This window comes from Streptomyces sp. NPDC006552 (genome assembly GCF_040611655.1).
In the GTDB taxonomy this organism is placed as follows: Bacteria; Actinomycetota; Actinomycetes; order Streptomycetales; family Streptomycetaceae; genus Streptomyces.
Window position 1 is genome coordinate 25,990 of the sequence record NZ_JBEXOS010000027.1, and the last position, 23,726, is coordinate 49,715.

Below are 23,726 nucleotides of genomic sequence, written 5' to 3' on the forward strand. Positions count from 1 at the left end.
GGGAGACATCGCGGTGGACCACAGGTGACATCGGGTGGTCCTCCGACGGGGCTCATGGCGGGGCCGCCGTCTCCGTAGAGTCCGGTGGCGGACGCGATCGGCGCACCGGCGGGAGGAGAGACCACTGATGACGGGGGTTGTCCACGAGGTCGAGCCGGGCGCACCGGCGGCACTGTCCGAGGTGCACCGGGTTCCCGTGGCCGCGCTGCTGCCCGCGGACTCACCGCGCCGGCGGCCCCACAGCCCCGAGCACACCGAGTTGCTCGCCACCCCGGACACGTCGATGCCGCCGATCGTCGTGCACCGGCCGAGCATGCGGGTGGTCGACGGCATGTACCGGCTGCGGGCCGCGCTGCTGCGCGGCCGGTCGGCCATCGACGTCCGCTTCTTCGAGGGCCCGGCCGAGGACGCGTTCGTCTTCGCCGTCGAGGCCAACATCGCGCACGGTCTGCCGTTGTCGCTGGCCGAGCGCACGGCCGCCGCGGTCCGCATCCTCGGCTCGCACCCGCAGTGGTCCGACCGCGCCATCGCCTCCGTGACGGGGCTTGCCGCCAAGACGGTGGCCGCGCAGCGTGCCCGGCTCGGCGGGGTGACCGCCGCGGCCACCACGCGGCTGGGCCGGGACGGCCGGATCCGGCCGCTGAGCAGCGCCGAGGGGCGGATCACCGCGAGCCGGCTGCTGCGCGAGCACCCCGACGCGTCGCTGCGCGACATCGCCCGGCGCGCCGGGATCTCCCCGGGGACGGTGCGGGACGTACGGGCCAGGCTCGGCCGGGGCGAGGACATCGTCCCGGACCGGCTCCGGGTGGGGCCGAAGCCGCCCGCGCCCCCCGCTGTGGCCGCCCCGCCGCGCCTTCCCGGCCCGGCGGCGGCCCCGCCCGACGCCGTCGGCGCCTTCCGCAGTCTGTGCCGCGATCCGTCGCTGCGCCTGACGGACCAGGGGCGTCAGCTGCTGCGCATGGTGGAGGCCCACGTCCTGGATCCCGGCCGGCTGGAGCGGGCCGCGCGTGCGGTGCCCGCGCACCAGGCGGCGCAGGTGGCGGCGCTGGCCCTGGAGTGCGCCCAGCAGTGGCAGCGGTTGGCCTCCCGGGTCGACCGGCCGGCGCTCGTACCCGATGCCTGAGGTACCCGACGTCCGGCGCCGGCCGCTGAGGTCCGAGGGCCCGGTGCCGGGGGACGTGGTCCTGCGCTGGGGGCCGCGGACCGTGGGGGTCCTGACGCGGGGGTCGCGTGCCCTCCGCGGGCGGGAGCTGCACCCGGCCGAGCGCGCGCTGCGCGACGCGCTGCCGCTCGCGCGGCGCCCGGACTTCACCGTCGGCCGGCAGGCCGCGCGCGCCGCCCTGGCCGCCGTCGGCCGCGCCGGTCCGGTGCTGCGGTCCGGTCCGCTGCCTCTCTTCCCCGCGGGTGTGCGGGGCTCGCTCAGCCACTGCGCGGGGCGGGTCGGCGCCGCCCTGGTCAGCCGGGACCCGGCCGTGGCCGCGGTCGGCATCGATGTGGAGCGGGTGGGCCGGCTCAGCGAGCTGGGCATCCGACGAGCCCTGAACGAGGGCGAGTTGGCACGTCTGCCGCCGGGCGGTGCGGAGCGCGCACGACAGGCGACGATCGTCTTCGGCGCCAAGGAGTCCTTGTACAAGGCGGCGACCACGTTGCTGCCCGGCGGACGGTGGCGGCCGGAGCCGGCGGACATGGACATCGGCGTGGCCGGCGACGGCACCCTGCGCGTCAGCCTCGGCGGCGCCGGTCTCGGCCCGGGCCTCGCGTTCACCGGCCGGGTGCGCCGCGTCGGCCCGTACGTCGTCACGTACGTCCTCGTGACATGGCACCCCGGTGTGCAACCGGGGAATTTCTCCACTTGAGCAAGTCGGGGAATGCGCGGGGGAATTCGAGGATTTCCGGTGTGCACGGGTCGCGGTTGCTCACCGTTGACCGGGCTGAATTGCCGCTGCTTTTCTGGAATCCCGGACCCGGCTCCCCGGTCGCGGCACTCCCCCTTCCTTTGCCCTACTTCTGCGGAAAGGTTTTCCGAATGAGCGACAGCACGAAGGTGACGGCGCCACCGGCCGGGGCGGGCAGCGCGGCGCCGCTCGATCTGACCGACCCGGCCCTCCTGGCGGACCCCTACCCCGCGTACCGCTACCTGCGCACCGCCCATCCCGTGCTGCGCGGGCCGCTCGGTGCCTTCCTCGTGAGCCGCTACGAGGACTGTGCCGCGCTGCTGCGCGACCGCCGCATGGGCAAGGACTTCGCCCGCTCGAACTTCTTCGAGCAGGTGATGGGCGACGCGGGCGACGAGCCGCCGCCGTTCCTCGGCCTCGGTCTCGACGACTTCGAGGCGAAGCTGTTCATGCTGACCGACCCGCCGGAGCACACCCGGCTGCGCGGCCTGGTGGCGCAGGCTTTCACCCCGGCCACCATCGAGCGGCTGCGGACCGCGGTCGCCGGGATCGTGGCCGGACTCCTCGACGACCTGCCCGAGCGCTTCGACCTGATGGAACGGCTCGGCACGCCGCTGCCGATCCGGGTCCTCGGCCACATGCTGGGCATCCCCGCCGCGGACCAGGCCCGATTCACCGTGTGGTCGGCCGAGATCGCCGGTCTCCTCGACCTCGACGTCGCGCTGGAGCCGGAGGTGGCCCGCGCCCGCCGCGAGGCCGTCGCCCAGTGCACCGCCTACTTCATGGAGCTGGCCGGCCGGCGCGGCGACGGTGACGACCTCGTCTCGCAGCTGGTGCGGGCCCGGGACGAGGGCAGCGCCCTGAGCACCCAGGAGATCGCCGCGACCTGTGTGCTGCTGGTGGTCGCCGCCCAGGAGACGTTCTCGAACCTGATCGGCAACGCGGGCATCGTCTTCGCCCGCCATCCGCACGCCTTCACGCGGCTCGCCGCGGACCCGGGCGTCGCGGACGCCACGCTCACCGAGATCCTGCGGCTCGAGCCCTCGGCCCACCAGGTGGGCCGCATCGCCCTGGAACCGTTCGACCTGCACGGGGAGCGCATCGAGCAAGGGGACGCGGTGATCCTCCTGGTCGCCTCGGCCAACCGCGACGAGCGGGTGTTCACCGATCCGGACACCTTCGACAGCGACCGCGAGGGCCCGGGGCACCTGTCCTTCGGCCGCGGGATCCACTACTGCCTGGGCGCTCCGCTGGCCACGATGATGGCCCGGGAGGCCCTGCGCGGGCTCACCGACCGGATCACCGGCCTGTCGCTCGCCGACGCGGCCGTGACGTACAAGCCCGGCATGGGGCTGCGCGGTCCGGCCCGCCTCGACGTCGTGGTCCAGAAGCGGGCCGCGTGATGGGGGCGCGCACGGGGCCGTCCGCCGGCCGCAGCGTCCTGCTCGTGGCGCGCAGTTGCAGCATCCGTTTCACCGCGTACTACTGGCTGGGCTGGGCCGTGGGCCTGGCCGTCAACGACCGGCTCGACGTGGCGTGGGCGCTGCTCGGTGTGCCGCTGTGGCTCGCGTACTGCGTGGGCACCGAGGCGGTCAACCGCCTGGCCGACCGGGCGGAGGACACCGTCAACCGGCCCGAACGCACCGCGCTGTGCGCGGAGTTGGGCTGGGGCCGGCTGACCGCGGTGGCGGTCGCGTCGTGGACGGTGTTCGTGGCGATCGGCGCCGCGCTGACGTGGAGCCACCCAGGCTTCGCGCTGCCCGCGGTCCTCCTCGTCGACATCGGGGTGGCGCTGGGCTACTCGATCGGCCCGGCCTTCAAACGCCACCGCGTTCTGGCGCTGTTCGCTCTCACCGCGCCCGTGACGACACCGCTGGTCACCGGCTGGGCCGTGCACGGCACGGCGGACACCCTGCTGTCGCCGGTCCTGCCCGCGGTCGCCGTCCAGGCGGCCTTCAGCCTCGGTCTCGCGGGCATGAAGGACATCACCGATGTGGCCGGTGACAAGGCGATCGGCTACAGCAGCCTCTGGCTCTCCCTGCTGCGGCTGTGGCGGCCGGCCGCCGTGTACGGCCTGATCGGCGCGCCGTTCCTGCTCCTCGCGGGCGGTGTGGCGGCCGGTGCGCTGCCCGTCGTCGCCCTCGCCGCGCTGCCGCTCGCCGTCGTCTCGGTGCTCGTGGTCAAGGCGGCGTCCCGGGCCGCGACGCCGGCCGACCGCGAGGCGGCCCGCGAGGTCATGCACCAGTACACGTTCGGCTTTCTCGCGCTCGCCCTCGTGGCGTGCGTCCCCGCGCCGCCCGCGCTGGCCGCGGCCGTCGCCGCGGCGGCGTACTGGACGCTCGCGTCGAAGGCACTGCACTGGTCGGGCGGCCTGTCCCGGCTCCAGTTCAGCCGCTGGACGGCCCTGTTGACCACTCCCCCGCTCGCCGACGAACACTGAAAGAAGGCCCGGTACCCGATGAACACCGCACAGAGCACCGATGTCCGCACCACGGTCACGCAGATCTTCGCCACCGTCCTGTCGCTGCCCGGCGAGCAGGTGACGGGCGCCGCCCACTTCTACGACGACCTCGGCGGCGACTCGCTGCAGAAGCTGGAGATCGTCGCCCATCTGGAGGCCGCCTTCAACTGCCGCCTGAGCAACGAGGAAGCCGCGGAGAACGACAGTGTCGACGCCTTTGTGCGGCTGGTGGGCGAGCGTGCTGCGTGAGGATTCCGGCGGCGTGCCGGACAGCCGCCGGGTGGTGGTGACGGGCCTGGGGCTCGCCTCCCCCCTTGGCTGCGACGTCGAGGAGTTCTGGACCCGCGTCACCACCGGGGCGCTCGCCACCGGGCCCGTCACCCGCTTCGCCACCGACGGCTACCCCACGCACCTGGCGGCCGAGGTGGACGAGCCGGGGCTGAGCGATCCGGACCCGGACACCCCCCGCAGCGTGCGCTACCTGCGCCACGGCATCGGGGCGGCGCTGCGCACGGCCGGCCTGGAGCGCGGCGACGCGGCGCGCGAGCGGGCCGGGATCGTCGTCGGCACCGTCATGGGCGCCCGCCCGCACCTGGAGGAACTGCGCCGCCAGGGGGTCGAGCCGGCCCGGGGCGGTCCGTGGGACTCCCCCGGGCTGCTGGCCCACGACCCGGCCCGCGTCTTCGGTCTGCGCGGGCCGCGCCAGGTCGTCGCGGCGGGTTGCGCGGCCGGCAACACGGCCCTGGCCATGGCCGCCGACGAGATCCGCACGGGCCGCGCCGAGGTCATGGTCGCGGGCGGCGTGGACGAACTCTCCGAGGCCGTCTTCCAGTTGTTCACGACGCTGCGCGCCCTCGCCCCCGACCGGGTCAGGCCCTTCGACCGGGACCGGCGCGGCATGCTGCCGTCCGAGGGCGCCGGCGTCCTGGTCCTGGAGTCCCTCGGCCACGCCCTCGGCCGGGGCGCCCGCGTCCTCGCGGAGCTTCCCGGCTGGGCGGTCGCCGCCGACGCCCACCACATGACGGCGCCGCACCCCAAGAGCGCGGGTCTGCTGCACTGCATGGAGCAGAGCCTGCGCCGGGCCGGTCTGCGCCCGGACGAGATCGACCACGTGAGCGCGCACGGCACCGGCACTCCCGCCAACGACGCGCTGGAGGCGGCCGCGCTCGCGGCGTTCTTCGTGCCGCACGGGGGCCGCCCCGCGCTCTCCTCGCTCAAGGGGATGCTCGGCCACTCCCAGGGTGCGGCGAGCGCGCTGGAGGCGATCGCCTGCGTCCTCGCGGTCGGCCGCGACCGGGTGCCGGGCAACCCCACCCTCGACCACCCCGACGACGCCTGCGCCCCGCTCGACCTCGTCCGGGGCCCGGCCCGCGACCTGCGCGTACGGGCCGCCCTCAGCAACGCCTTCGGCTTCGGCGGCAACACGTCGAGCGTCGTCCTCACCCGCTACGACGGCTGAGGGCCCGCCCGCCCGCCGCCGCGCCGTCCGCCCGCCACCCGCACGATCGCCCGCCCAGGGGATGGAAGAACCCATGCTGAACCCGTCACCACCTTCGACCGACGTGGTCGTCACCGCCGTCGGCGCGGTCACCGCCTGCGGCCCCTCGCCCGGCGACCTGCTCGACGCGGTCGTGGGCGGCGCGGACCCCTTCCGTACGGCGGAGGTCCCGTTCGTCTCCGCTCCGCTGCCCGCGGCGCCCGGTGCGCCGCCCGCCGCGCGCCGGGTCTTCGCCGGGCACGTCACGGACGGCCTCGACCTCACCGACCTGGTCGGCGCCCGCACCGCGCGCGCCCTGAGCCGGGAGAGCCGGCTGCTGCTGCGTGCCATGGGCTCGGCCGGCGCCGGGCCGGGACCGGTGGCCGAGCGCACCGGCATCGTCCTCGGCACGCTGTACGCGGGGCGCAACGAGTACCTCGCCATCCACGGCGCGGCGGGCACCACCGGCGGGGTCAACCCGGTGTGGGGGCCGCAGACCGGCTACAACGCGCCGGCCGCGCAGCTCTCCATCCACCTGGGCGCGCGCGGCCCCAACCTCACGCTCTCCTCGGGCGCCACCGCGGGGCTCGACGCCGTCGTCGTCGGCGCCCGGCAGGTGGCCGACGCGAGCTGCGACGTCGTCGTGGCGGCGGGTGTCGACACGCTGTGTCCCGCCGTCGCCGCAGCGGCCGTGCCCGCGGACGTCCCCGAGGGGGAGGCCGCCGCGGTCGTCGTCCTGGAGGACGCGCGCAGCGCCTCCGGCCCCCCGTGGGCGCATGTGCTGGGCACCGCCCGGACCACGGCGGCCGCCGGTCCGGGCGGGCCGGCGGCCGCCGCGCTCACCGACGCCGCGGACCGGGCGATCCGCGCCGCGCTGGCCGGGGCCGACCGCTTCCCCGCCGAGGTGTGCTTCGTGGTCACCGCCTCCGGTGGCCGCACCGACCTCCAGCGGATCCAGCTCGCGGCCGTCACGGACCTGTTGGGCGACGCGCGGCCGGTGTACGACGCCTCGGCCGTGACCGGCGCGACCGGCGGCGCCGACGGCACGCTCGCCGTCGCCGTGGCCGTGGCGGCGCTGCGCCGGGGCTGCGTGGCGCCGCACTCGCCGGAGCCGCCGGGCGCGCCGCTCGCGCTGTGTCTGGCCGTGGACGCCGGGGGCACCGCGAGCGCCGTGCTGCTCGGCGCCGCCGAGGCCGCCGGAGTGCGGGCATGACGGGCGACGCGCGGCGGACCGTCGAGGCCAACGCCGGCTGGTGGTACCTGGACCGGCATCTGGGCGGGGAGACCGCCGACGCCGTGTGTCTGATCGCCGGGGACGAACGGCTGACGTACCGGCAGCTGCACGAGCGGGTCTGCCGCGCCGCGCGGGTGTTCACCGGTGCGGGGCTGCGGCCCGGGGAGCGGATCGCGCTCGCGCTGGACGACGGCCCCGACTTCGTCACGTACATCCTGGCGGCGCTGCGGGCCGGCGCGGTGCCGGTGCCCGTGGCGCCGCTGCTGACCGTCGCCGAGCAGCGCTACGTCGTCGCCGACAGCGGGGCCCGTGCGGTCGTCGTCGAGGACGGTGCGGGCCCGCTCGCCACCGCTGTGCGCGCCGGCCCGGACCCCGTGCTCCTGTGGAGCCGGCGGCCGGGCGCCGACGGGGTGCGGTCGCTGCCCGAGGACGTACGGCGGGCGGCGCCGCTGGCCGGCGTGGTGGCGCGCGGCGGGCGGGACGTGGCGCTGCTGCAGTACACCTCCGGCAGTACGGGCCGGCCCAAGGGGGTGGTCCATCTGCACCGCGGGCTGCTGGCGTTCGCGCGGGGGATCGTCCGGCACCTGGGCGTCACCCGGCACGACCGCGTCCTGTCGACGGCCAAGCTGCCCTTCGGGTACGGCTTCGGCAACTCGCTGCTGCTGCCGTTCAGCGTCGGGGCGAGCGCGGTGCTCTTCCCCGGCCGGGCCGAGCCGCACGCGGTGGCCGCGCTCCTCGCGCGCACCCGGCCCACGCTGCTGTTCGCCGTGCCGACCCTGTACGCGGCGCTGCTGGCGCTGCCGCACGCCGAGCGGAACCTGGATTTCTCCGGGGTGCGTCTCGCGGTCGCCGCCGGGGAGCCGCTGGGGGCCGGGCTCGGCGCCCGGCTGGCCGACCGCTTCGGTCTCGGCGTCGTCAACGGCCTGGGCGCCACCGAGTGTCTGCACATCTTCACGGCGACACCGCCGGGGCGCCCGCGGCCCGGCAGCACCGGAGAGAGCGTGGCCGGTTACGAGGTGCAGGTCTGCGACGACGCGGACCGCCCGCTCCCCGACGGCTCCCCCGGCCGGCTGCGGGTGCGGGGGCCGGGCGTCGCCGACCGGTACTGGGGGCGGCCCGGGCTGACGGCCCGTACGTTCCGCGACGGCTGGGTGTACACCGGTGACACGATGGTCCGGGACGCCGACGCGGGCTGGGTCCATCTGGGCCGCAGCGACGACATCCTGAACGTGGGGGGCATGAAGATCGCGCCGACCGAGGTGGAGGACGCGATCACGGCCGTGCCGGGCGTGGCGGCGTGCGCCGTCGTCGGTGTCGAGGACGCGTACGGGCTGACGCGCATCGTCGCCCATGTGGTCCCCGGCGCCGGGTGCGCCCCGGAGCTGCCCGCGCGGATCCGCGCCGCGCTGCTGCACTCCCTGCCGGCTTTCAAACGCCCCCGCACACTGCGCCTGGTGGACACGCTGCCCACGACGTCGACCGGGAAGACGGCCCGGCACGAGGTCAGGCGCGGTGAGCGGGAGTCCGTCTCATGAGGGGCGGTCCCGAGCGGGTCGTGCTCCGGGAGGGCGCCGCGGCGCGGCTGATCTGTCTGCCTTTCGCGGGCGGTTCGGCCCGTTCCTTCGTCCGGCTCGCCCGTCATCTGCCGGACGGCTGGCAGGTGACGGCGGCCCAGCCGCCGTCCGGCGCGCCGGACGGCCTCGGTCTGGACGATCTGGCCGGGCACTACCTGGCCGTGCTCGCCGGCGACCTCGCCGCCGCCCGCCGCTTCGAGGGGCCCACGCTGCTGCTCGGCCACAGTCTGGGCGCGGCGGTGGCCCACCGGATGGCCGCGCTGTGGCCGGCGGACGTGGCGGACGCGGTGGGCGTCGTGCTGTCCGCCCCGCCGCCGCCGGGCACGGTGACGGCGGGCCTGCTGGCGCTGGACGATCCGGCGCTGCTCACCGAGGCGGGCCGCCGCGGCATGCTCCCCGAGCTGGGCGGGGGGCCGGACTTCGCGATCCGGTTCCTCCTGCCCGAGTTGCGCCGCGATCTCGTGGCGCTGGGCGGCGCGGGCTGGCGCGCCGAACCGGTCGCCGCCGAGGTCCACGTGCTGGCCGGTACCCAGGACGCCCTGCTGCCGCCGGCCGCGGCGGCCCGGCTCGCCGACGCGCTCGGCGCGCGCTCGTGCCGGCTGGTCGAGGGCGGTCATCTCTACGTCGTCGAGCAGCCGGCCGCCGCCGCGCGCGCGGTCGACGCCCTCGCGCACGGGCGCCGGGCCGCCTTTCCTTCCCCCGATTCGACGACGTCCGTACCTGTACGTGATGAGGAGTACGCATGAGCAAGGAGAACGCGGCGCCCCTGGTGGTGTCGCTCGACGATCCCGCCGCCCTGGATCCGGCGGAGGTCGGTGCCAAGGCGGCCGTCCTGGCGCGGATGCGGCGCGCGGGTTTCCCCGTGCCCGACGGCTGGGTCTTCACGGCCCGCGCCATGGCGGCGCACACGGCCGCGCTCGACACCCCCTCGGCCGGGGCGGTGCGCGAGCGCGCGCTCGACGCGCGGGCGGCGGCGGCCGTCGCCGATGTCGCGCGCCGGCTGCCCGGGGCGCTGGCCGTGCGCTCCTCCGGCATCGACGAGGACGGCGCGAGCGCCTCGCACGCCGGGCAGTACGCGACCGTGCTCGACGTGCGCGGCGCCGACGCGCTCGGTGAGGCCCTCAAGTCCTGCTGGGCCTCCGGCTTCACCGAGGTCGTCCGCGGGTACCGCGCGGCGAGCGGTGCCGAGGGCGATGCCCCGCTGGCGGTGCTGGTGCAGTCGCTGGTGCCCGCCGACAGCGCGGGCGTCGCGTTCACCGTCAACCCGGTCACGGGCGCCCGGGACGAGGTCCTGGTCAGTGCCGTGCCAGGGCTCGGCGAGAAGCTGGTCTCGGGCGAGGTGTCGCCGGACGAGTGGTCGGTGCCCGCGGGCGGCGCGGGCGATCCGGCGCACACCTCCGGCCGGCACGGTGTGCTCGACGCCGGGCAGGCCCGTGAGGTGGCCGCGCTGGCCGAGCGGGCTGCGCAGGTGCTGGGCGGGCCCACCGACATCGAGTGGGCCCGGGCGGGCGGGCGGCTGCACCTGTTGCAGGCGCGGCCCGTCACCGCCATCGCCGACCCCGTTCCGCAGCCGGTGCCGGTCGCGGCCGAGGCGCCGCCCGGGTTCTGGACGAAGGACACCACGCACGCGCCGGTGCCGCTGCTGCCCATGACGCGCGCGCTGCTGGAGTACAACAACGCCGTGCTGGAGGCGGTGTGCGCCGAGTTCGGCCTGCTCCTGAAGGGCATGGCCTTCCACACCATCGGCGGTTGGCGGTACATGGGCACCGTGCCGCTGGCCCCGGCCGACGTCCCCGCCAGGATCGCGGCCTGCGTCGAGGCGGCGCACGACGGCCGGGTGGGCCGGGCTCTGACCGAGTGGTCGACGACGCAGCGGCCCCGCTTCGGCAAGCGGATCGAGCGGTTGCGCGCGGCGGAGCTGGTGGAGCTGGACGACGCCGGACTCGCCGCCCATCTGGACGAGGCGGTGGCGCTGCACCGCGAGGGCACCGAGGTCCACTTCCGGCTGCTCGCGGCCGTCTCGCTCGCGCTCGGCCGGTTCGGTCTGTTCACCACGACGGTGCTCGGCTGGGACCAGGCGCGCCCCTTCGCGCTGCTGTCCGGTCTGTCGACGGAGAGCACCGGGCCCGCCCGGGCGATGGCGGGCCTGGCCGCTCTGGCGGCCGACCGGTTGCCGGGCGCGGCCGGTCCCGCGGAGCTGCGCGCGCTGCTGAAGACCGATCCCGAGGTCGCCGAGGCGTTCGAGACGTACCGCGTCGAGTACGGCTGCCGCGCCCTGCAGTACGAGCTGGCCGCCCCGACCCTGGCCGAGCGCCCCGAGCTGATCCTGGCCCTGCTGCGCGACCGGCTCGCCCCCGCGCGGGACGGCGGTGATTCCGGCGCCGCGGTGGAGCAGGAGCGCGGGCGGGCGGTCGCCGCGGCGCTCGAGGAGGTCGGTTCCGGGCAGGCCGAGCACCTGCGCGTGCTCCTCGCCGACGCCGAACGCGCCTACCCCGTACGGGAGGACAACGAGTACTGGACCGTCAGCGCGCCGAACGCGCTGCTGCGCTGGGCCGTCCTGGAGGCGGGCGGGCGGCTCGCGGAGCGCGGGCTGCTCGCGGAGGCGGAGCACGTGTTCTTCCTGGAGGTCGACGAGGTCCGCGCGGCGCTGCTGGACGGCGTCGATGAGCGGGACGTCGTGCTGCGCCGCCGCGGCGAGCACCGCTGGGCGCTGGCGAACCCGGGCCCGGCGAGCTACGGCGAGCGGCCGGGGCCGCCGCCCTCGATGGACCGGTTGCCCGCCGAGGTCCGCGAGACGATGGGCGGCTTCCAGTGGACGCTGCAGCACATGAACGGGGCGGCTCCGGCCGCGCCGCGCACCGACTCCGCGACGGTCACCGGGGTGCCCGGCTCCGCGGGGCGGCGTACGGGCCCGGTGCGGGTCGTGCGGGACGAGAGCGAGTTCGACAAGATCCGCGCCGGTGACGTGCTGGTCTGCCCGATCACGTCGCCGGTCTGGTCCGTGGTCTTCCCCAGCGTCACCGCGCTGGTCACCGATGCCGGGGGCGCGCTGTCCCACGCGGCGATCATCGCGCGGGAGTACGGCATCCCCGCGGTCCTCGCGACCGGTGACGGCACGTCCGTTCTCGAGGACGGCACGCTGGTGACCGTGGACGGCGGCGCGGGCACCGTGGAGATCCTCGGCGGCTGACCCGGCCGCTCGCGAGGCGCCCCGGCTCCGTGCGGAGCCGGGGCGCCGCGCGCTGCCCGCCCTGCTGTCACCCGAGCCTGGTCCGCAGCCGGGCCAGTTCCGCGCCGCTCACGCCGAGCCCGTCGCGGACGAAGGCGCGGAACGATCCGTAGCTCTGCTCGGCCTGGTCGAAGGAGGCCCGCAGATACGCGCCGTCGACGTCGAGCAGCGGATCGACGAGGTGCGGGTCGCTCATCCCGGCGGCGGCCAGCCGGCTCAGGGTCGCGGCTTTCCAGCCGGCGAGTTCGGTGTTGGAGCGCAGATAGTCGGCGAGGACCTCGTCGTGGTCCACGCCGAGCAGGGTCTGGACGACGGCGACGAGCCAGCCGGTGCGGTCGCGGCCTCCGCTGCAGTGCACGACGACCGCGCCGTCGCCGCTGTCCGCGACCGTGCGCAGCGCGGCGCCGAACGCGGCCCGCTTCTGCGGGTCCGTGACGAACTGCCGGGCGGCGTCGACCATCATCCGCCGGGCCCGCCCGGCACCGAGCAGTGCCTCCTGCTCGTCCGCTGTCATCGCCGTCAGCTGCGCGAACGAGGAGAGCCCGTCGAGCGCCACGATCGGATACGCCTGCTCGACGGCGCCCGCGGGCAGCCGGTCGGGGCGTCCCGCGCGCTCGCCCTCGCTGCGCAGGTCGACCACGGTCCGCACGTGCAGGGCGGCCAGGGTGGCCACACCCGCGTCCGTGGCCGTGTCCAGGGCGCCGGCGCGGAAGAGCACGTCCTCGCGGGTCCGGCCCCCCGGGGCGGCGGGGTGTCCGCCGGTGTCCCGGAAGTTGAGCACGCCGTCGACGACGACGCCCCCGGCGGCCTGCGCGGCGGACCCGCACATCAGGAGCGTCAGACAGACGGCCGAGGCGATCACCGCCATCCATCGCGGCAGGCGTCGGAACACAGAACGATGCTTCATGCGCAGCTCCCCCAGAGATCCACGAAAGGGCGGTGGCGCCGGAGGAACGGTCCGGCGGTCCGCGTGAGAATTCACTGGATTGTTCTGGTACTTCCGCGCTCTCTCCCCGCCTGTCGGCAACTTGCTGCCAGCCGCAGTTGCACAGTGTTCGGTCCGCCTATTCTTCAGCGCCATGAACCCTGCGCACACCGACACCGCCGTGGCCGGCGAAGCGCCACCGAACGACGCGGTGTTCCTGGAACTGGTCACCCCGGACGGGCGGACCGTCGGCACCGCCGAGAAGCTCTCCGCCCACCGGGCCCCGGGCAGCCTCCACCGGGCCTTCTCGGTCTTCCTGTTCGACCGCTCGGGGCGGATGCTGCTCCAGCGCCGGGCGCTGACCAAGTACCACTCGCCCGGGGTGTGGTCCAACACGTGCTGCGGCCATCCGCTGCCCGGGGAGCGTCCCGATCTCGCGGCCCAGCGGCGGGTGCGGGAGGAGCTCGGTCTCGTGCCCGCGCTGCTGCACCGGGCAGGCACCGTCGTCTACCGCCACCCCGACCCGCTGACGGGCCTGGTGGAGCACGAGTACAACCATCTGTTCGTCGGCCACGTCGATGAGCGGCCGGCCCCCGACCCCGCGGAGGTGCACGCCACCCGGCTCGTCACCCGGGAGGAACTGGCCGCGCTCACCGACGCGGGCCTCGGCTCGGCCTGGCTGCCCACGGTCCTGACGGCCGCACTGCCCGCGGTGCGCCGCGTGACACCGGCGGGGGCTTGGTGAGCTTGCCGGGGCGCGGTGCTCTCAACCGGCCCGCAGCAACGGCCGCTTGTCGGCCTGTGGCCGGATGTACTGGAGCGCCACCGCCTTGTTGACGGCGTCGAGCCGGGAGACCGCGTCGAGCTTGTCGAAGATCTTGCGCAGGTGGCGCTTGACGGTGCCCTCGGTGATGCCGAGCCGGGCGCCGATCTGCCGGTTGCTCAGGGCCGTCGCGACCAGGGTGAGCACCTCGCACTCCCGCTCGGAGAGTCCGGGGTCGGCGGGCCGGCCGGCCGGGGCCTGCTGCTGCGGCATCGAGATGGTGACGACGCGGCGGGAGAGGTCGGCGCGCTCGCGGATGGCGGCGGCCAGTGTCTGCCGGCTGACGCTCTTGTGGAGGTAGCCGCGCACGCCGAGCGCGAGCAACTGGCGGACGAGCACCGGGTGGTCGTCCATGCTCAGGATGATGACGCGCAGGTCGGGCTGGCGGTGCAGCAGATGGCGCACGGTGCGCACCGGGTCCTCGTTGTGCGGCATCTGGACGTCGAGCAGGGCCACGTCGGGCCGCAGCCGGGCGGCTTCGGTGACGGCGGCGCGCGCGTCCCCGACCTCGGCGACGACGTCGAAGTCGTCCTCGACGCGCAGCAGGTCGCACAGGGCTCCGCGCAGCAGGGTGTGGTCGTCGGCGACCAGGATGCGGATGGGTGCTTCAGCCATGGCGGACGGTTCCTTCCTTGGTCGGGATCCACAGGGTGATCCGGGTGCCGCGGGCCGGGGCGGAGGTGATGGTGGTGACTCCGCCCAGCGCCCGTGCGCGTTCCGCCATGCCGGTCAGTCCGTTGCTGCTGCCGCTGCCGGCCCGCGGGTCGAAGCCCGAGCCGTTGTCGGTGACGGAGGCGTGGACGTCGTGCGGGCCGACGGCGATGTGCACGGTGACGGTGGAGGCGCCGGAGTGCGTCAGGACGTTGCGCAGTGCCTCGCGCACGATGACGAGGATCTCGTCGCTCACGTGGGGGGCCAGCCGGGTGTCGTCGCCGTCCAGGTAGAACCGGACCTCGGGGGTCAGCGGCTCCATGGAGTGCAGGAAGTCGCGCACGGCCCGGCCGAGCGGCGGTGCGCACGGGGTGGCGCGCAGCCGGGTGGTGAGGGTGCGGGCGGCGAAGACCGTGTCCGCGAGCGCCTCGCGCACCTCGTCGAGGCGGCGGCGGCTCTCGGGCTCCAGTCCGGACGCGGTGACCTCGAGGAGTTCCAGGCGGCGGAGGGCCACCGCGAGCGAGGTGCCGATGCGGTCGTGCACCTCGCGGGCCAGCAGGGCGGCGGCGCCGGAGGCGGTGGCTTCGGGGTGGGTGTACGTCATGGCTTCCCGCCTTCCTCGACAAGTCCGGGCACGGCAGGAGGAGTTGAGGCCCCCCGACCCGGGCACGGGCCGGGCCCGCAAGAAGAACTATATAGAACGCTCGCTTTGTTTTCCACCCCGGTCGGCCCCGAACTTCCCTCGACCGGCGGGGTCAGCGGTCGTCGGCGAGCAGCCCGCGCTCGACCAGCGGCCACACGCGGTCCAGGCGGCGGCCGGCCTCCGGGCCCCCGGCGCGCGCGGGCCAGGCGTCGACGCCCGCCAGCAGGTACTCCACGAGCGCGGCCGCGCCCTCCGGGTCCACGCGGGGCCGCAGTTCACCGGAGGCGGCGGCCTGGGCGAGCAGTGTGCGCACCGCGGGCCCCCAGGCCGAGCTCCACTGCCCGACCGAGTCGGGGCGCTCCCGGGCGAGGCGGGCCGCCGCCCGCACCACCTGGTCTTTCTCCAGCAGTTCCGCCAGCCCTCGCACCAGTTGGCCCATCACCTCCAGGGCGGGCCCGGGGGCGCCGGACAGGCCGGCGGCGAGCCGGCGGGCCCGGTCGGAGCCGGTGTCGAGAACAGCCCTGGCGAGCTCGGCCTTGCTGCGGAAGTGGAAGGTCAGCGCCCCCATCGAGGCGCCGGCCCGCTCGGTGATCCGCGCCAGTCCCGCGCCGGTGTAACCGTGCTGGTCCACCTCCGCGGCCGCGGCGAGGACGAGCGCCTCGCGCGTGCGCACCGCCCGAACCTGTGTCATCCAGCTCTCCCTGCATCTTCGAGATGAACCCTCAGTAAGGAAGGTAATGGCCGGACCTGGAAAAAGCAAAGCGATCGTTCTACTTATTATGGGGCTTTCAAGCCGTTCTCTAGTCGTCCACCGGCCGGGGGTCCGTCACGCGCGTTCTGCTCCGGGCAGCGCGGAGGGGGCGGTTCCCCTGCGGGAACCGCCCCCTCCTGCCGGCCGCGCGGCCGGGGTCGCTCACGACGTGGCGGTGGCGCCCCCGTCCACGGGCACGGCCGCGCCGGTGACGAACGAGGCCAGGTCGCTGCAGAGCCAGAGCGCGGCCTTGGCCACCTCGTCGGGTTCGGCCATGCGGTGCTGGACGGACTCCGCCATGAACGCCTGCTCAAGGGCGGGGACGGCGGTGATGATCTCGCCCATCATCTCGGTGCGCGTGGCCCCCACGACCAGGGCGTTGACCCGTATCCCGTGCCGTCCGTAGTCTGCGGCGGCGGCCCGGGACAGGCCGATGACCGCGTGTTTGGCGGCGACGTAGGCCGCCGAGGCGCCGGTGGCGACGGTGCCGGCCACGCTGGACGTGTTGACCACGGCCCCGCCACCGCACTCGATCATCACGGGGATCTGCTGGGCGAGGCAGTTCCACACGCCACGGACGTTCACGTCCATGGTGCGGTCGTAGTCCTGCGGGCTCACCTCGTGGAGCAAGGCCCCGGCCGTCGCGAATCCGGCGTTGTTGAAAGCCGCGTGCAGCGCGCCGAAGGTGTCGACGGCGGCGGAGACCGCGGCGCGCACGTCGTCGGCGCGGGTCACGTCGCCGGGGACGGCGAGCGCGCGCCCGCCGTCCTCGCGAACGCGCGCGACCAGCTTCTCCAGCCGGTCCGCGCGCCGCGCCATGAGCACCACGGCGGCGCCCTGCGCGGCGAACAGCCGGGCCGCGGCCGCGCCGATCCCGCTGGACGCCCCCGTGATCATCGCCACCTTGCCCGTCAGCACGTCACTCCCCCCACAGGGTGCCGGCCGTGGCCTCCCTGTCGAGGGCGCGCAGCAGCGGTTCGTCGAGGGCGTCGAGCCCCTCGACGAGCCGGCGCACCCCCGCCTCGCGCATCAGCGCGCGCTGGTGGCCGTGCTCGAAGAAGGAGGGCAGGCCGACGAAGGGCATGCCGAGCAGCCGGGCCTCCTCGGCGACCCGGGCGACGTCGTCGACGACGAGCACCTGGTCGTGCGCGAGCCCGAAGAACTCGGTGGCGATCTCGTGCAGACCGGGCCGGAAGGCATCGGTGCAGATGTATCCGGGCGTGTCGAAGAGGTCGGCGTGCTCGCCCAGGAACGCGGTGAAGTGCTCCCTGCCGAGGCCGCCGTAGCACACGGTGCGCAGTCCGAGACCGCGCAGCCTGTGCAGCAGTTCGACGGTGCCCTGCCGGACCTCGACCGGGTGCTCCAGGAGGTACTGGTCGCGTTCCTCGAAGTACGCGGCCAGCGCCTCCTCCCCGCTCAGCGAACCGCCCACCGCAGCGGCCAGGCCGACGCCGGCGAGCCGGCGCTGCTGCGAGAAGACCGCGCGTTCCGTGTCCACGGTGTACGCGGCGCCGCGGCCGGTGACGAACCGGTGGATGACCGGGCTGAAGCTGTCGTTCAACAGCACACCGTCGATGTTCAGGGCGACCAGCCGAAGCCGGACGAACTTGTCCCCCATATGCACTTTCCCCCCATAGGACAGTCGTCCGGCCCCCTGCCGGACGCTCCGTGCGCCACCGACGGCGATCAACCGGTGGCGCAGTGCATCGCGCAGCGTCTCACACCGAGGCCAGCCGGAACTTGTCAGGGCTGGCGTCGATGCGGACGGCGACGGTGGGCACGGCGATGCCGGGCAGCAGCAACTGCCACATGCGGACGACGCGCTGCGGCAGGTCGTCGCGGTCGGCGTCCCTGGCGGCCGAGTACAGCTGCATCCCCGTGCAGTGCTCGACGACGAACGCGGCCAGCGACTCCGGTTCGACGCCGGGCTGGAGTTCACCGCGCTCGGCGGCCTCGCCGAGCACCTGCGTCATGATCGCGACCCATTCGTCGTACGGCGCCGCCGCGTCGGCCATGCCGAAGGTCGTCTGCTCCGTGGTGAGGCGCACCCCGGCCCGCAGGGTGAGGTCCAGGCGGAGCTGGTGGCACCAGACCAGGGTGATGTCGACCAGTCTCTGCAGCCCCTCGGACTCCAGGTGCGGCACGATCGTCTCCGGCTGTGCGCTCATCACCGCACGGGCCAGATCCTCCTTGGACTTGAAGTGGAAGTACAAGGAACCTGCTGTCGCGCCGGCCCGCTGCAGGATGCGGCTGATGCTCGCCCCCGCGTATCCGGACTCCTCGAACACCGCCGCGGCCGCACGAACGATCGCTTCGCGGGTCTCGACGGCACGCTGCTGTTTCGACCGTGTCATCACGCCTCCCAAGTAGAACGTTCTTTAGGTTATAGACCGCTGCCACTCTCCGTCCAGTCGCCTCGCTCGGAAGTGGACAACCGTCCTGCTGGGCAGGGCATTTGTGGAGTAACGGGTCAGAACAAGCCAGATTCCCTCACGTGTTGAGCACCTACTGTCTCATTCTTTACCTCGCATTGACCGTAGAAAACGGAACACTCTTTATGTTTAGGAGGCGCTCGTCGGCCACTGCCGTGCCGGTGCCGCGCGCATCTTCAAGGGGGAGCTCGATATGAACAGCACAGTCCTGCCCACGTCCCAGACGCTTGCGGCCCCGGCCCGGATCCCGGGCCGCCTCGTGCACAAGAGGAACGCGGACGAGGTCCTGTTGACCTCGTTCCTGCGACTCGAGAACGAGGAGTTCCTGATCAACGCGGAGTGGCCGAAGCGGCACGCGTTCTACGGAGCGCGCCACGGCCACCTGGACCCGCTGCTCGCTGTCGAGTCGGTCCGCCAGTCCGTCCCGCTGATCAGCCACGCCGGCTACGGAGCGGCGATGAACAACCGTCAGTCCTGGCTGTTCCTGCGCTACTCCCTGGACGCCCGGGCGCTGCGCATACCCGAGCGGGGCGCGCGCAGCCCCTTGCAGATGCACGTCGCCTGCTCGAAGGGGAGCCGGCGCACCGCGCAGCTGGGCGGCCTGGCGATGTCCGTGACGCTGCGGCGCGGCGAGGTGCGGGTGGGTTCGGTGCACACCTCCTTCCGCAACTACTCGACCGCTCTCTACCAGCGCGTACGCGGCCCCTACGCCGACCTCGACGCGTCGGTGGCCCGGGCTCTGCCGCTGGCCCCGCCGACCGCTCCCGCCGCGGTGGGCCGCGGGGACTTCGGTGACGTCGTGCTCTCGCCCACCGACACGCCGCTGCACAGCCAGCTCCGGGTCGACCTCGGCCACCCGGTGCTCTTCGACCACCCCGTCGACCACGTCCCCGGCATGCTGCTGCTGGAGGCCGCGCGCCAGGCGGCCCACGCGGCCACGGCGCCGCACCCGATGATCCCGGTGGCGATGGACGCCGCCTTCGCCCGGTACACCGAGCTCGACGCTCCCTGCTGGATCCACATCGACGCGCTGCCCGATGACGCCGAGGGCCGGGTCCGGCTGCTGGTCTCCGCCCTGCAGAACGAGGCCGTGACCTTCTCCAGCGTCGTCACGATGGAGCCCGTACCGAACGCCTGACCTCTTTTCGGTCCGCCGGCCGCCCCCCGCCACCGGGGGCGGCCGGCGGGCACGGCTGCCCGCGTGCCGGTGCCGCAGGGAACCCCCCTGTCCCGTCGGCGCGCCCCCACCCGTTCCGTGGTGCCACCCACCAAGCCGGGGGCTTCCGCATGCCCTGCCGGCCGATAGGAGCCAGTCCGTCGTGCGGCACAGTGCTGCCTCTCACCCCCCGCTCCGGACCCGTACAGGAGGTGCCCCCCGAACGCCCGCACCCGCGCGGGGCCCCGGCACCGCGCGGGTGCTCGGCGCCGCCCAGGAGGTGGCGCACACCCTCTCCCGCCGCAGCGGCCCGCGCAGGTGGCTGCGTGCCGTGGAGTGGCTGGTCGCCGCCGGGCACCACCCGCGGGCCAACGCGACGACGCTCGCCGTGGCCCGTGACCTGGCGGCCCGCATGGATTACGACTCGGGTCAGGTGCGCTATCAACTCGGCCCTATGCAGGGCCGGTTGGGCCGTTCGCGGGCCACGGTCGCGCGGCACGTCGCCACGCTGCGCGAGCTGGGCGCCCTGGCCTGGGTGGCGCACGGCTCGCGGTCGAACGCACGCCGGGCGCGGGGGCTCGACGGCTACGCGGGCACCGCCACGGTGTACGCGGCGGTGATTCCCCCCGCGTACGACCTCGCGCGGGGCCACCGGGTCGTGGGCCGCGGATACGAGGCCCGGATCGTGGTCGATCTGCGCGAACGGCGTGAGACCCCTTCCCTCACCTCTGGTCAGGAAGAGGGAGAGAAGAAGGTGAGGGGGGGTGTAACAACTACCGCGGGGCGGCCGCGCACCGACTCCCCCGCCCCTGCCACCGAAGCCGCCGGGAAGCGCCGGCGCCGGCGCACCACCGTGCTGGGCGCCACGGTCACCGCGGCAGGCATGGCACTCGGCGACCGGCTGGCCCGCGCCGTCCGCCGTCGGGTGCCCTGGACGCGTCCGGCCCGCCACGACGAACTGCGGTGGGTGTGCGCGGACATGGGCGAGCAGCGCTGGAGCGAGGAGCAGGCCGTGCGGTTCGCCGGTGAGGCGGGGGCGCTGCGCGGTGCCGGGGTCCTCTGGCAGCCCGAGCGGCCGCACCGGCTGCTCGCCGCCGAACTGCGCAGATGGCAGGAGCAACGGGATGAGGAGCGGCGGGCACAAGAGGCCGTCGCCGCGTCCGTGGCCTGGAAGGACAGCACCGCAGCGCGCGATCTCGCCTCGCTGGTCAAGCTGTTCGGCGCCGCGCCTCCCGTGCCCGTGCGACGGGCGCGCACGGCCGAGGACCGGCTGCGCGCCCGGATGGACTGGGACGTGTGGCCCGAGGTCCTGGACCACTTGGCCGCGGACCCGGACGACGCGGGTGACCTGTACGGCGAGGCACTGTGCACGTACGCCCTCGGCCGCGGCGCCCGCTGATGGGCCCGCGGCGGCGTCACGCGGGCGGCGGCTGCCAGGAGCGGGCGGCGCTCGGGTCGAGCGGCTCGGCGGTGACGGCCCGGCGCAGCTGCTCCAGGCGTCCCGGCATGGGTTCCCACCCGTGCTGCCCGGCCATCACCAGATTCAGCGCGGCCATGCCGCGCGCGTACGCCTGCGTCAGTCCCTGCGGGCGCAGGGTGATGCCGGGCGGCCCGGTCCTGGTCGGCACGAGCGTCACCCACAGTCCCGGTTGTCCGCCCCGCAACGGGCTCTGCGCCAGCAGCAGTTCGCGCACCCGGAGCCAGCTGCGGACGGCGACCCGCGCCCCCTCCCCGAGCCGGTACCACTCGATGTCCGGCGCGGGCGGCAGCACCGTCCGGGCGGCGGCGACCCGCTCCCGCGCGTGGCCGGACAGCCGGTCGGGGCGCCCCCACAGCACGGCCCGCACCGCCGAGGGGTGGACCTGCGCCAGCCCGGCGATCTCCGCCGCCCTGTTCGGCGGGGCCTTCTGCTGTCTGCGGCGCACCGCCACCGCCCGCTCCTCGGGGGCCAGGTCGGACAGGCGCAGCGCCGCGAGTTCGCCGGAGCGCGGGGCGGCGGCCAGCACGATCGCCACCATGGCGAGCAGCCGGGTCCGGTCCTCGTACGACAAGGTGGTGCCGCCGCCCTCCAGCGGCCCCTGCCCGGCCAGGTCCGCGAGGCCCCGGTACACCGCCGCCAGCGACCGCGCCCGCACCGGCGCCTTGAGTTCGGGCTGCGCAACGGACGGCAGCCGCACGGCCCGGTCGCCGGGACGCACCAGAGCGGCCAGGATCCGCAGGCAGTCCCGGACGATGCGCAGCGTGGCCGGCGGCGGCTGCGGGGCGCGGCCCCTCTCGGGTGCCAGAGCGCGCAGCTCCCCGGCGCGCGCGAGCTCCCAGAAGCGGGCGAGCACGGGCTCGGTGAACAGTCCCGCGGCCGAGCGTCGCGCCGCCGCCGGGAACCCGTCGCGCTGGAGCGCCCGGTCCCACATGCCCACGACCATCCACAGTTGACGGGCGCGGCCGCGCGAGACTCTGGCGGGGACGCCGAGCGCTCCCGGCGCGGGTTCCCGGGCCTCCCAGCGTCCTGAGTCCCGTGGCGCCACGTGCTCCACGGCTGCGGCCAAGTCCCGTACGGACAGGGCGGCGTAGCGACCCCGGCCTCTGCTTTCGTTCCCGTTCCCGTTCTCGTTCACTCCCCGCTCCCCCCTTCTCCGCCGTTCCCTCCCCGTCCGGGCTGTGGCACCCGGTTCCTCGGGCGGAACGCGGAGCGTTCCGGGGCGGCGGAGCCGCCGGGTGGGGCGCGCGGAGCGCGGTAGGGCTGTCCGCCGCGTAGCGGCGGCGCGTCGAGTCTGCGGAGCAGACCGCGCGCATCAGTAAAACACCCGGCGCGGGAGGGGGTCCCGTACCCCCCGCAGGGTCATGTTATTTACTGACCCGGAACGTGCGCCGCTACTTCGTCGTGTGCGTGGGGTAGACCTGCACGTCGGTGTAGTCGCCCTTGATCGCTCCGGCGCCCGCCGGCCACTTGAGGGTGACCGTGTGGGTCTCGTTCGGGGGCGTCACCAGGATGTGGGTCGGGGAGGCGAGGCTGTTGCCGGAGGGGTCGATGGTGTAGGCGAGGTTGAAGATCGCGGCCTCGCCGGGCTTCAGGGTGGTGACGCGGGGCTGGGCCGGGCCGCGTTCGATCGGGCTGGAGGTGTGGTCGGCGTCCTTGATGTCGACGCCCGCGAAGCCGGTCGCCGAGCAGGTCGTCGAACCGCGGTTGACCATGGTGATGTTGATCCGGCCCTCGGTCGCGTCGGGCGCGGCGTCCACGGCGTCGATGGCCAGGTTCGCCGTCTTGCAGAACGTGCTCTTGCTGCCGGTCTGCGTCGCGCCGTTCGCCGCGCCGCTGCCCGCCTTGGTGTCCTTGCCGGCCTGGGTGTCGCCGGAGCCCGTTCCCCCTTGCGCCTTCGCGCCGCTGTCCGAGGACGAGGACGAGGACGAGTTGGATGAGGTGGAAGGGGAGGAAGGGGAGGTGGCCGAGGAGGAGCCCTTCGCGGACGTGTCCTTCCCCGAGCCGTCGCCGCCGCAGGCCGTGAGCGACAGGGTGGCGGCGACGCCGAGGGCGGCGAGAGCGGCGGTGCGGGTGTACTTCACGGTGTTCCCCCAGAAAGAGCGTGGTGCTTGCGGTCGGAAATATTTGTACCCCGCACCGAGTCACAGGCGGTCCCCCGCCACGTCTTCGTTCTGTCACAGGAGTGGGGCCGCTGGCGGCACGCGCATACATCGCCGATGCGGTCGACCGACGCGGGACCGCAGGAGATCGCCACCGCGGTCAGCGAGGGGATCAGGCGCCGACGGGTGGTGGCGGACGCGCTCGGCCGGGTCCGCGGCGCCGTGCTGGGCCGGGGCCACGGCGGCGTCTCTGGCTACGTCGGCAACTGGCCGGGCATGTCGGCGCGGAGCGGCAGTGTGCCGACCGGGGGCCCGGCGGCGTGGGGGCGGAGCCGTCAGGCAGTGTGTGCGGGTGTGACGGTCTGTAGGACCCGACGGGCGTCGCGGCCGGAATCCGATGCGTCGGCCGGGCGTACCGCGGGAGTGGCCAGGGGCGTGGTCAGGAGCCGCCGCCGAGGAGGAAGCCGCCGCCGGTGACGATGATCTCGGCGATGACGAGGAAGTTCTCGTGCGTGCCGTAGCGGATCTGCAGGTCCTGGGAGACGAAGGCGCGGCGCGCTCCCTGGCCCTCGTCCACCGTGCCCCGGGCTTCCGGGTTGCGCGCGAGCATCCCGATGGCGCGGTCGACGATGCTGGCCTGCTCGTCGTTGAGGGCGCGGTACTCGTCCCGGGCCTGGATCGACAGGATGGGTTCCAGGGCGGCGGTGGATGCGGCGTTCATGCCCCCGATTGTCGCAGACCGGCCCGGGCACCTCCCTTTCCGCCCTCACGTGCGCCCCGGGGCCCGGTCGGGGTGTGATCGCCTCGCACGCGGCGCGCCGGCCGCTGGTGTCCACGCGGGAACGCCCGATGGGGGTGCTACTCCCCCAACCGCGCCCCCCGAAGCCGCACGCACC

At 74.8% G+C, this 23,726-nt stretch carries 23 protein-coding genes; 13 read left to right on the top strand and 10 right to left on the bottom strand.

The features are described 5' to 3' along the window. The first annotated feature begins 127 nt into the window (after positions 1-127). From ABZY33_RS17510 to ABZY33_RS17555, 10 genes are all read left to right on the top strand, one after another. Positions 128-1,123 carry a winged helix-turn-helix transcriptional regulator gene (locus ABZY33_RS17510; protein WP_356492464.1) on the top strand — a complete coding sequence of 332 codons (996 nt, stop codon included), beginning with the start codon at positions 128-130 and terminating at the stop codon, positions 1,121-1,123. Continuing rightward, positions 1,116-1,856, top strand: a complete 741-nt coding sequence (locus ABZY33_RS17515; protein WP_356492465.1) for a 4'-phosphopantetheinyl transferase superfamily protein — start codon at positions 1,116-1,118, stop codon at positions 1,854-1,856. Before ABZY33_RS17510 ends, ABZY33_RS17515 begins: the two co-directional genes overlap by 8 nt. Positions 1,857-2,026: 170 nt before the next feature. Further along, on the top strand, positions 2,027-3,298 hold the full coding sequence (locus tag ABZY33_RS17520) for a cytochrome P450 (RefSeq protein ID WP_356492466.1): 1,272 nt from the start codon (positions 2,027-2,029) through the stop codon (positions 3,296-3,298). Next, positions 3,298-4,335, top strand: a complete 1,038-nt coding sequence (locus ABZY33_RS17525; RefSeq protein WP_356492467.1) for a UbiA family prenyltransferase — start codon at positions 3,298-3,300, stop codon at positions 4,333-4,335. The genes ABZY33_RS17520 and ABZY33_RS17525 overlap by 1 nt, the downstream gene beginning before the upstream one ends. An 18-nt stretch (positions 4,336-4,353) precedes the next feature. Beyond that, positions 4,354-4,605, top strand: coding sequence for an acyl carrier protein (locus ABZY33_RS17530; protein WP_356492468.1), 252 nt, complete (start codon positions 4,354-4,356; stop codon positions 4,603-4,605). Positions 4,606-4,618: 13 nt separating this feature from the next. Further along, the gene (locus ABZY33_RS17535; protein ID WP_356492469.1) at positions 4,619-5,815 is read left to right on the top strand and encodes a beta-ketoacyl-[acyl-carrier-protein] synthase family protein; all 1,197 of its coding nucleotides are present in this window, start codon (positions 4,619-4,621) and stop codon (positions 5,813-5,815) included. A 73-nt stretch (positions 5,816-5,888) separates the two neighbouring features. Continuing rightward, positions 5,889-7,046: a beta-ketoacyl synthase N-terminal-like domain-containing protein gene (locus tag ABZY33_RS17540; protein ID WP_356492470.1), complete on the top strand. Its 1,158-nt coding sequence runs from the start codon at positions 5,889-5,891 to the stop codon at positions 7,044-7,046. Then, on the top strand, positions 7,043-8,602 hold the full coding sequence (locus ABZY33_RS17545) for a benzoate-CoA ligase family protein (RefSeq protein ID WP_356492471.1): 1,560 nt from the start codon (positions 7,043-7,045) through the stop codon (positions 8,600-8,602). The genes ABZY33_RS17540 and ABZY33_RS17545 overlap by 4 nt, the downstream gene beginning before the upstream one ends. After that, a complete protein-coding gene (locus ABZY33_RS17550) occupies positions 8,599-9,387 on the top strand; it encodes a thioesterase domain-containing protein (protein WP_356492472.1) in 789 nt (262 codons plus the stop codon). Before ABZY33_RS17545 ends, ABZY33_RS17550 begins: the two co-directional genes overlap by 4 nt. Further along, positions 9,384-11,831, top strand: a complete 2,448-nt coding sequence (locus tag ABZY33_RS17555) for a PEP/pyruvate-binding domain-containing protein (RefSeq protein WP_356492473.1) — start codon at positions 9,384-9,386, stop codon at positions 11,829-11,831. The genes ABZY33_RS17550 and ABZY33_RS17555 overlap by 4 nt, the downstream gene beginning before the upstream one ends. A gap of 67 nt (positions 11,832-11,898) precedes the next feature. Here ABZY33_RS17555 and ABZY33_RS17560 read toward each other — a convergent pair whose 3' ends face one another. Continuing rightward, on the bottom strand, positions 11,899-12,777 hold the full coding sequence (locus ABZY33_RS17560; RefSeq protein WP_356492474.1) for a tyrosine-protein phosphatase: 879 nt from the start codon (positions 12,775-12,777) through the stop codon (positions 11,899-11,901). Between the two features lie 172 nt (positions 12,778-12,949). On the opposite strand from ABZY33_RS17560, the gene idi reads away from it, so the two are divergent. Further along, positions 12,950-13,540 carry an isopentenyl-diphosphate Delta-isomerase gene (gene idi / locus ABZY33_RS17565; RefSeq protein ID WP_356492475.1) on the top strand — a complete coding sequence of 197 codons (591 nt, stop codon included), beginning with the start codon at positions 12,950-12,952 and terminating at the stop codon, positions 13,538-13,540. 21 nt (positions 13,541-13,561) lie between these two features. On the opposite strand, the gene ABZY33_RS17570 is transcribed toward idi, so the two are convergent. The 6 genes from ABZY33_RS17570 to ABZY33_RS17595 all read right to left on the bottom strand — a co-directional run bounded on the left by ABZY33_RS17570 (position 13,562) and on the right by ABZY33_RS17595 (position 18,017). Beyond that, positions 13,562-14,233: a response regulator transcription factor gene (locus tag ABZY33_RS17570; protein ID WP_356492476.1), complete on the bottom strand. Its 672-nt coding sequence runs from the start codon at positions 14,231-14,233 to the stop codon at positions 13,562-13,564. Further along, positions 14,226-14,873, bottom strand: a complete 648-nt coding sequence (locus tag ABZY33_RS17575) for an ATP-binding protein (RefSeq protein ID WP_356492477.1) — start codon at positions 14,871-14,873, stop codon at positions 14,226-14,228. Before ABZY33_RS17575 ends, ABZY33_RS17570 begins: the two co-directional genes overlap by 8 nt. Before the next feature lie 151 nt (positions 14,874-15,024). Continuing rightward, entirely contained in the window at positions 15,025-15,603 is a 579-nt protein-coding gene (locus ABZY33_RS17580; RefSeq protein WP_356492478.1) for a helix-turn-helix domain-containing protein, read from the bottom strand. A gap of 222 nt (positions 15,604-15,825) precedes the next feature. After that, positions 15,826-16,581, bottom strand: a complete 756-nt coding sequence (locus tag ABZY33_RS17585; protein WP_356492479.1) for a glucose 1-dehydrogenase — start codon at positions 16,579-16,581, stop codon at positions 15,826-15,828. Position 16,582: 1 nt separating this feature from the next. Then, the gene (locus tag ABZY33_RS17590) at positions 16,583-17,281 is read right to left on the bottom strand and encodes an HAD family phosphatase (RefSeq protein WP_356492480.1); all 699 of its coding nucleotides are present in this window, start codon (positions 17,279-17,281) and stop codon (positions 16,583-16,585) included. 100 nt (positions 17,282-17,381) lie between these two features. Beyond that, entirely contained in the window at positions 17,382-18,017 is a 636-nt protein-coding gene (locus ABZY33_RS17595; RefSeq protein ID WP_356492481.1) for a ScbR family autoregulator-binding transcription factor, read from the bottom strand. A 271-nt stretch (positions 18,018-18,288) separates the two neighbouring features. On the opposite strand from ABZY33_RS17595, the gene ABZY33_RS17600 reads away from it, so the two are divergent. Next, a complete protein-coding gene (locus ABZY33_RS17600) occupies positions 18,289-19,233 on the top strand; it encodes a ScbA/BarX family gamma-butyrolactone biosynthesis protein (protein ID WP_356492482.1) in 945 nt (314 codons plus the stop codon). 298 nt (positions 19,234-19,531) lie between these two features. Then, a complete protein-coding gene (locus tag ABZY33_RS17605; RefSeq protein ID WP_356492483.1) occupies positions 19,532-20,650 on the top strand; it encodes a hypothetical protein in 1,119 nt (372 codons plus the stop codon). Positions 20,651-20,666: 16 nt separating this feature from the next. Here the strand turns inward: ABZY33_RS17605 and ABZY33_RS17610 are convergent, their stop codons facing one another. From ABZY33_RS17610 to ABZY33_RS17620, 3 genes are all read right to left on the bottom strand, one after another. Next, positions 20,667-21,866, bottom strand: a complete 1,200-nt coding sequence (locus ABZY33_RS17610) for a hypothetical protein (RefSeq protein ID WP_356492484.1) — start codon at positions 21,864-21,866, stop codon at positions 20,667-20,669. Between the two features lie 256 nt (positions 21,867-22,122). Next, positions 22,123-22,812 (bottom strand): DUF4232 domain-containing protein, encoded by a 690-nt coding sequence (locus tag ABZY33_RS17615; RefSeq protein WP_356492485.1) that lies wholly within the window; start codon positions 22,810-22,812, stop codon positions 22,123-22,125. A gap of 457 nt (positions 22,813-23,269) precedes the next feature. Next, on the bottom strand, positions 23,270-23,551 hold the full coding sequence (locus tag ABZY33_RS17620) for a hypothetical protein (RefSeq protein ID WP_356492486.1): 282 nt from the start codon (positions 23,549-23,551) through the stop codon (positions 23,270-23,272). Positions 23,552-23,726: the final 175 nt, after the last annotated feature.

Bases quoted from the DNA above. Each gene is read 5' to 3' on its own strand.
- ABZY33_RS17510 (WP_356492464.1), top strand. From the start codon at position 128: ATGACGGGGGTTGTCCACGAGGTCGAGCCGGGCGCACCGGCGGCACTG.
- ABZY33_RS17515 (WP_356492465.1), top strand. From the start codon at position 1,116: ATGCCTGAGGTACCCGACGTCCGGCGCCGGCCGCTGAGGTCCGAGGGC.
- ABZY33_RS17520 (WP_356492466.1), top strand. From the start codon at position 2,027: ATGAGCGACAGCACGAAGGTGACGGCGCCACCGGCCGGGGCGGGCAGC.
- ABZY33_RS17525 (WP_356492467.1), top strand. From the start codon at position 3,298: ATGGGGGCGCGCACGGGGCCGTCCGCCGGCCGCAGCGTCCTGCTCGTG.
- ABZY33_RS17530 (WP_356492468.1), top strand. From the start codon at position 4,354: ATGAACACCGCACAGAGCACCGATGTCCGCACCACGGTCACGCAGATC.
- ABZY33_RS17540 (WP_356492470.1), top strand. From the start codon at position 5,889: ATGCTGAACCCGTCACCACCTTCGACCGACGTGGTCGTCACCGCCGTC.
- ABZY33_RS17545 (WP_356492471.1), top strand. From the start codon at position 7,043: ATGACGGGCGACGCGCGGCGGACCGTCGAGGCCAACGCCGGCTGGTGG.
- ABZY33_RS17550 (WP_356492472.1), top strand. From the start codon at position 8,599: ATGAGGGGCGGTCCCGAGCGGGTCGTGCTCCGGGAGGGCGCCGCGGCG.
- ABZY33_RS17555 (WP_356492473.1), top strand. From the start codon at position 9,384: ATGAGCAAGGAGAACGCGGCGCCCCTGGTGGTGTCGCTCGACGATCCC.
- ABZY33_RS17560 (WP_356492474.1), bottom strand. From the start codon at position 12,777: ATGAAGCATCGTTCTGTGTTCCGACGCCTGCCGCGATGGATGGCGGTG.
- idi (WP_356492475.1), top strand. From the start codon at position 12,950: ATGAACCCTGCGCACACCGACACCGCCGTGGCCGGCGAAGCGCCACCG.
- ABZY33_RS17570 (WP_356492476.1), bottom strand. From the start codon at position 14,233: ATGGCTGAAGCACCCATCCGCATCCTGGTCGCCGACGACCACACCCTG.
- ABZY33_RS17575 (WP_356492477.1), bottom strand. From the start codon at position 14,873: ATGACGTACACCCACCCCGAAGCCACCGCCTCCGGCGCCGCCGCCCTG.
- ABZY33_RS17580 (WP_356492478.1), bottom strand. From the start codon at position 15,603: ATGACACAGGTTCGGGCGGTGCGCACGCGCGAGGCGCTCGTCCTCGCC.
- ABZY33_RS17590 (WP_356492480.1), bottom strand. From the start codon at position 17,281: ATGGGGGACAAGTTCGTCCGGCTTCGGCTGGTCGCCCTGAACATCGAC.
- ABZY33_RS17595 (WP_356492481.1), bottom strand. From the start codon at position 18,017: ATGACACGGTCGAAACAGCAGCGTGCCGTCGAGACCCGCGAAGCGATC.
- ABZY33_RS17600 (WP_356492482.1), top strand. From the start codon at position 18,289: ATGAACAGCACAGTCCTGCCCACGTCCCAGACGCTTGCGGCCCCGGCC.
- ABZY33_RS17620 (WP_356492486.1), bottom strand. From the start codon at position 23,551: ATGAACGCCGCATCCACCGCCGCCCTGGAACCCATCCTGTCGATCCAG.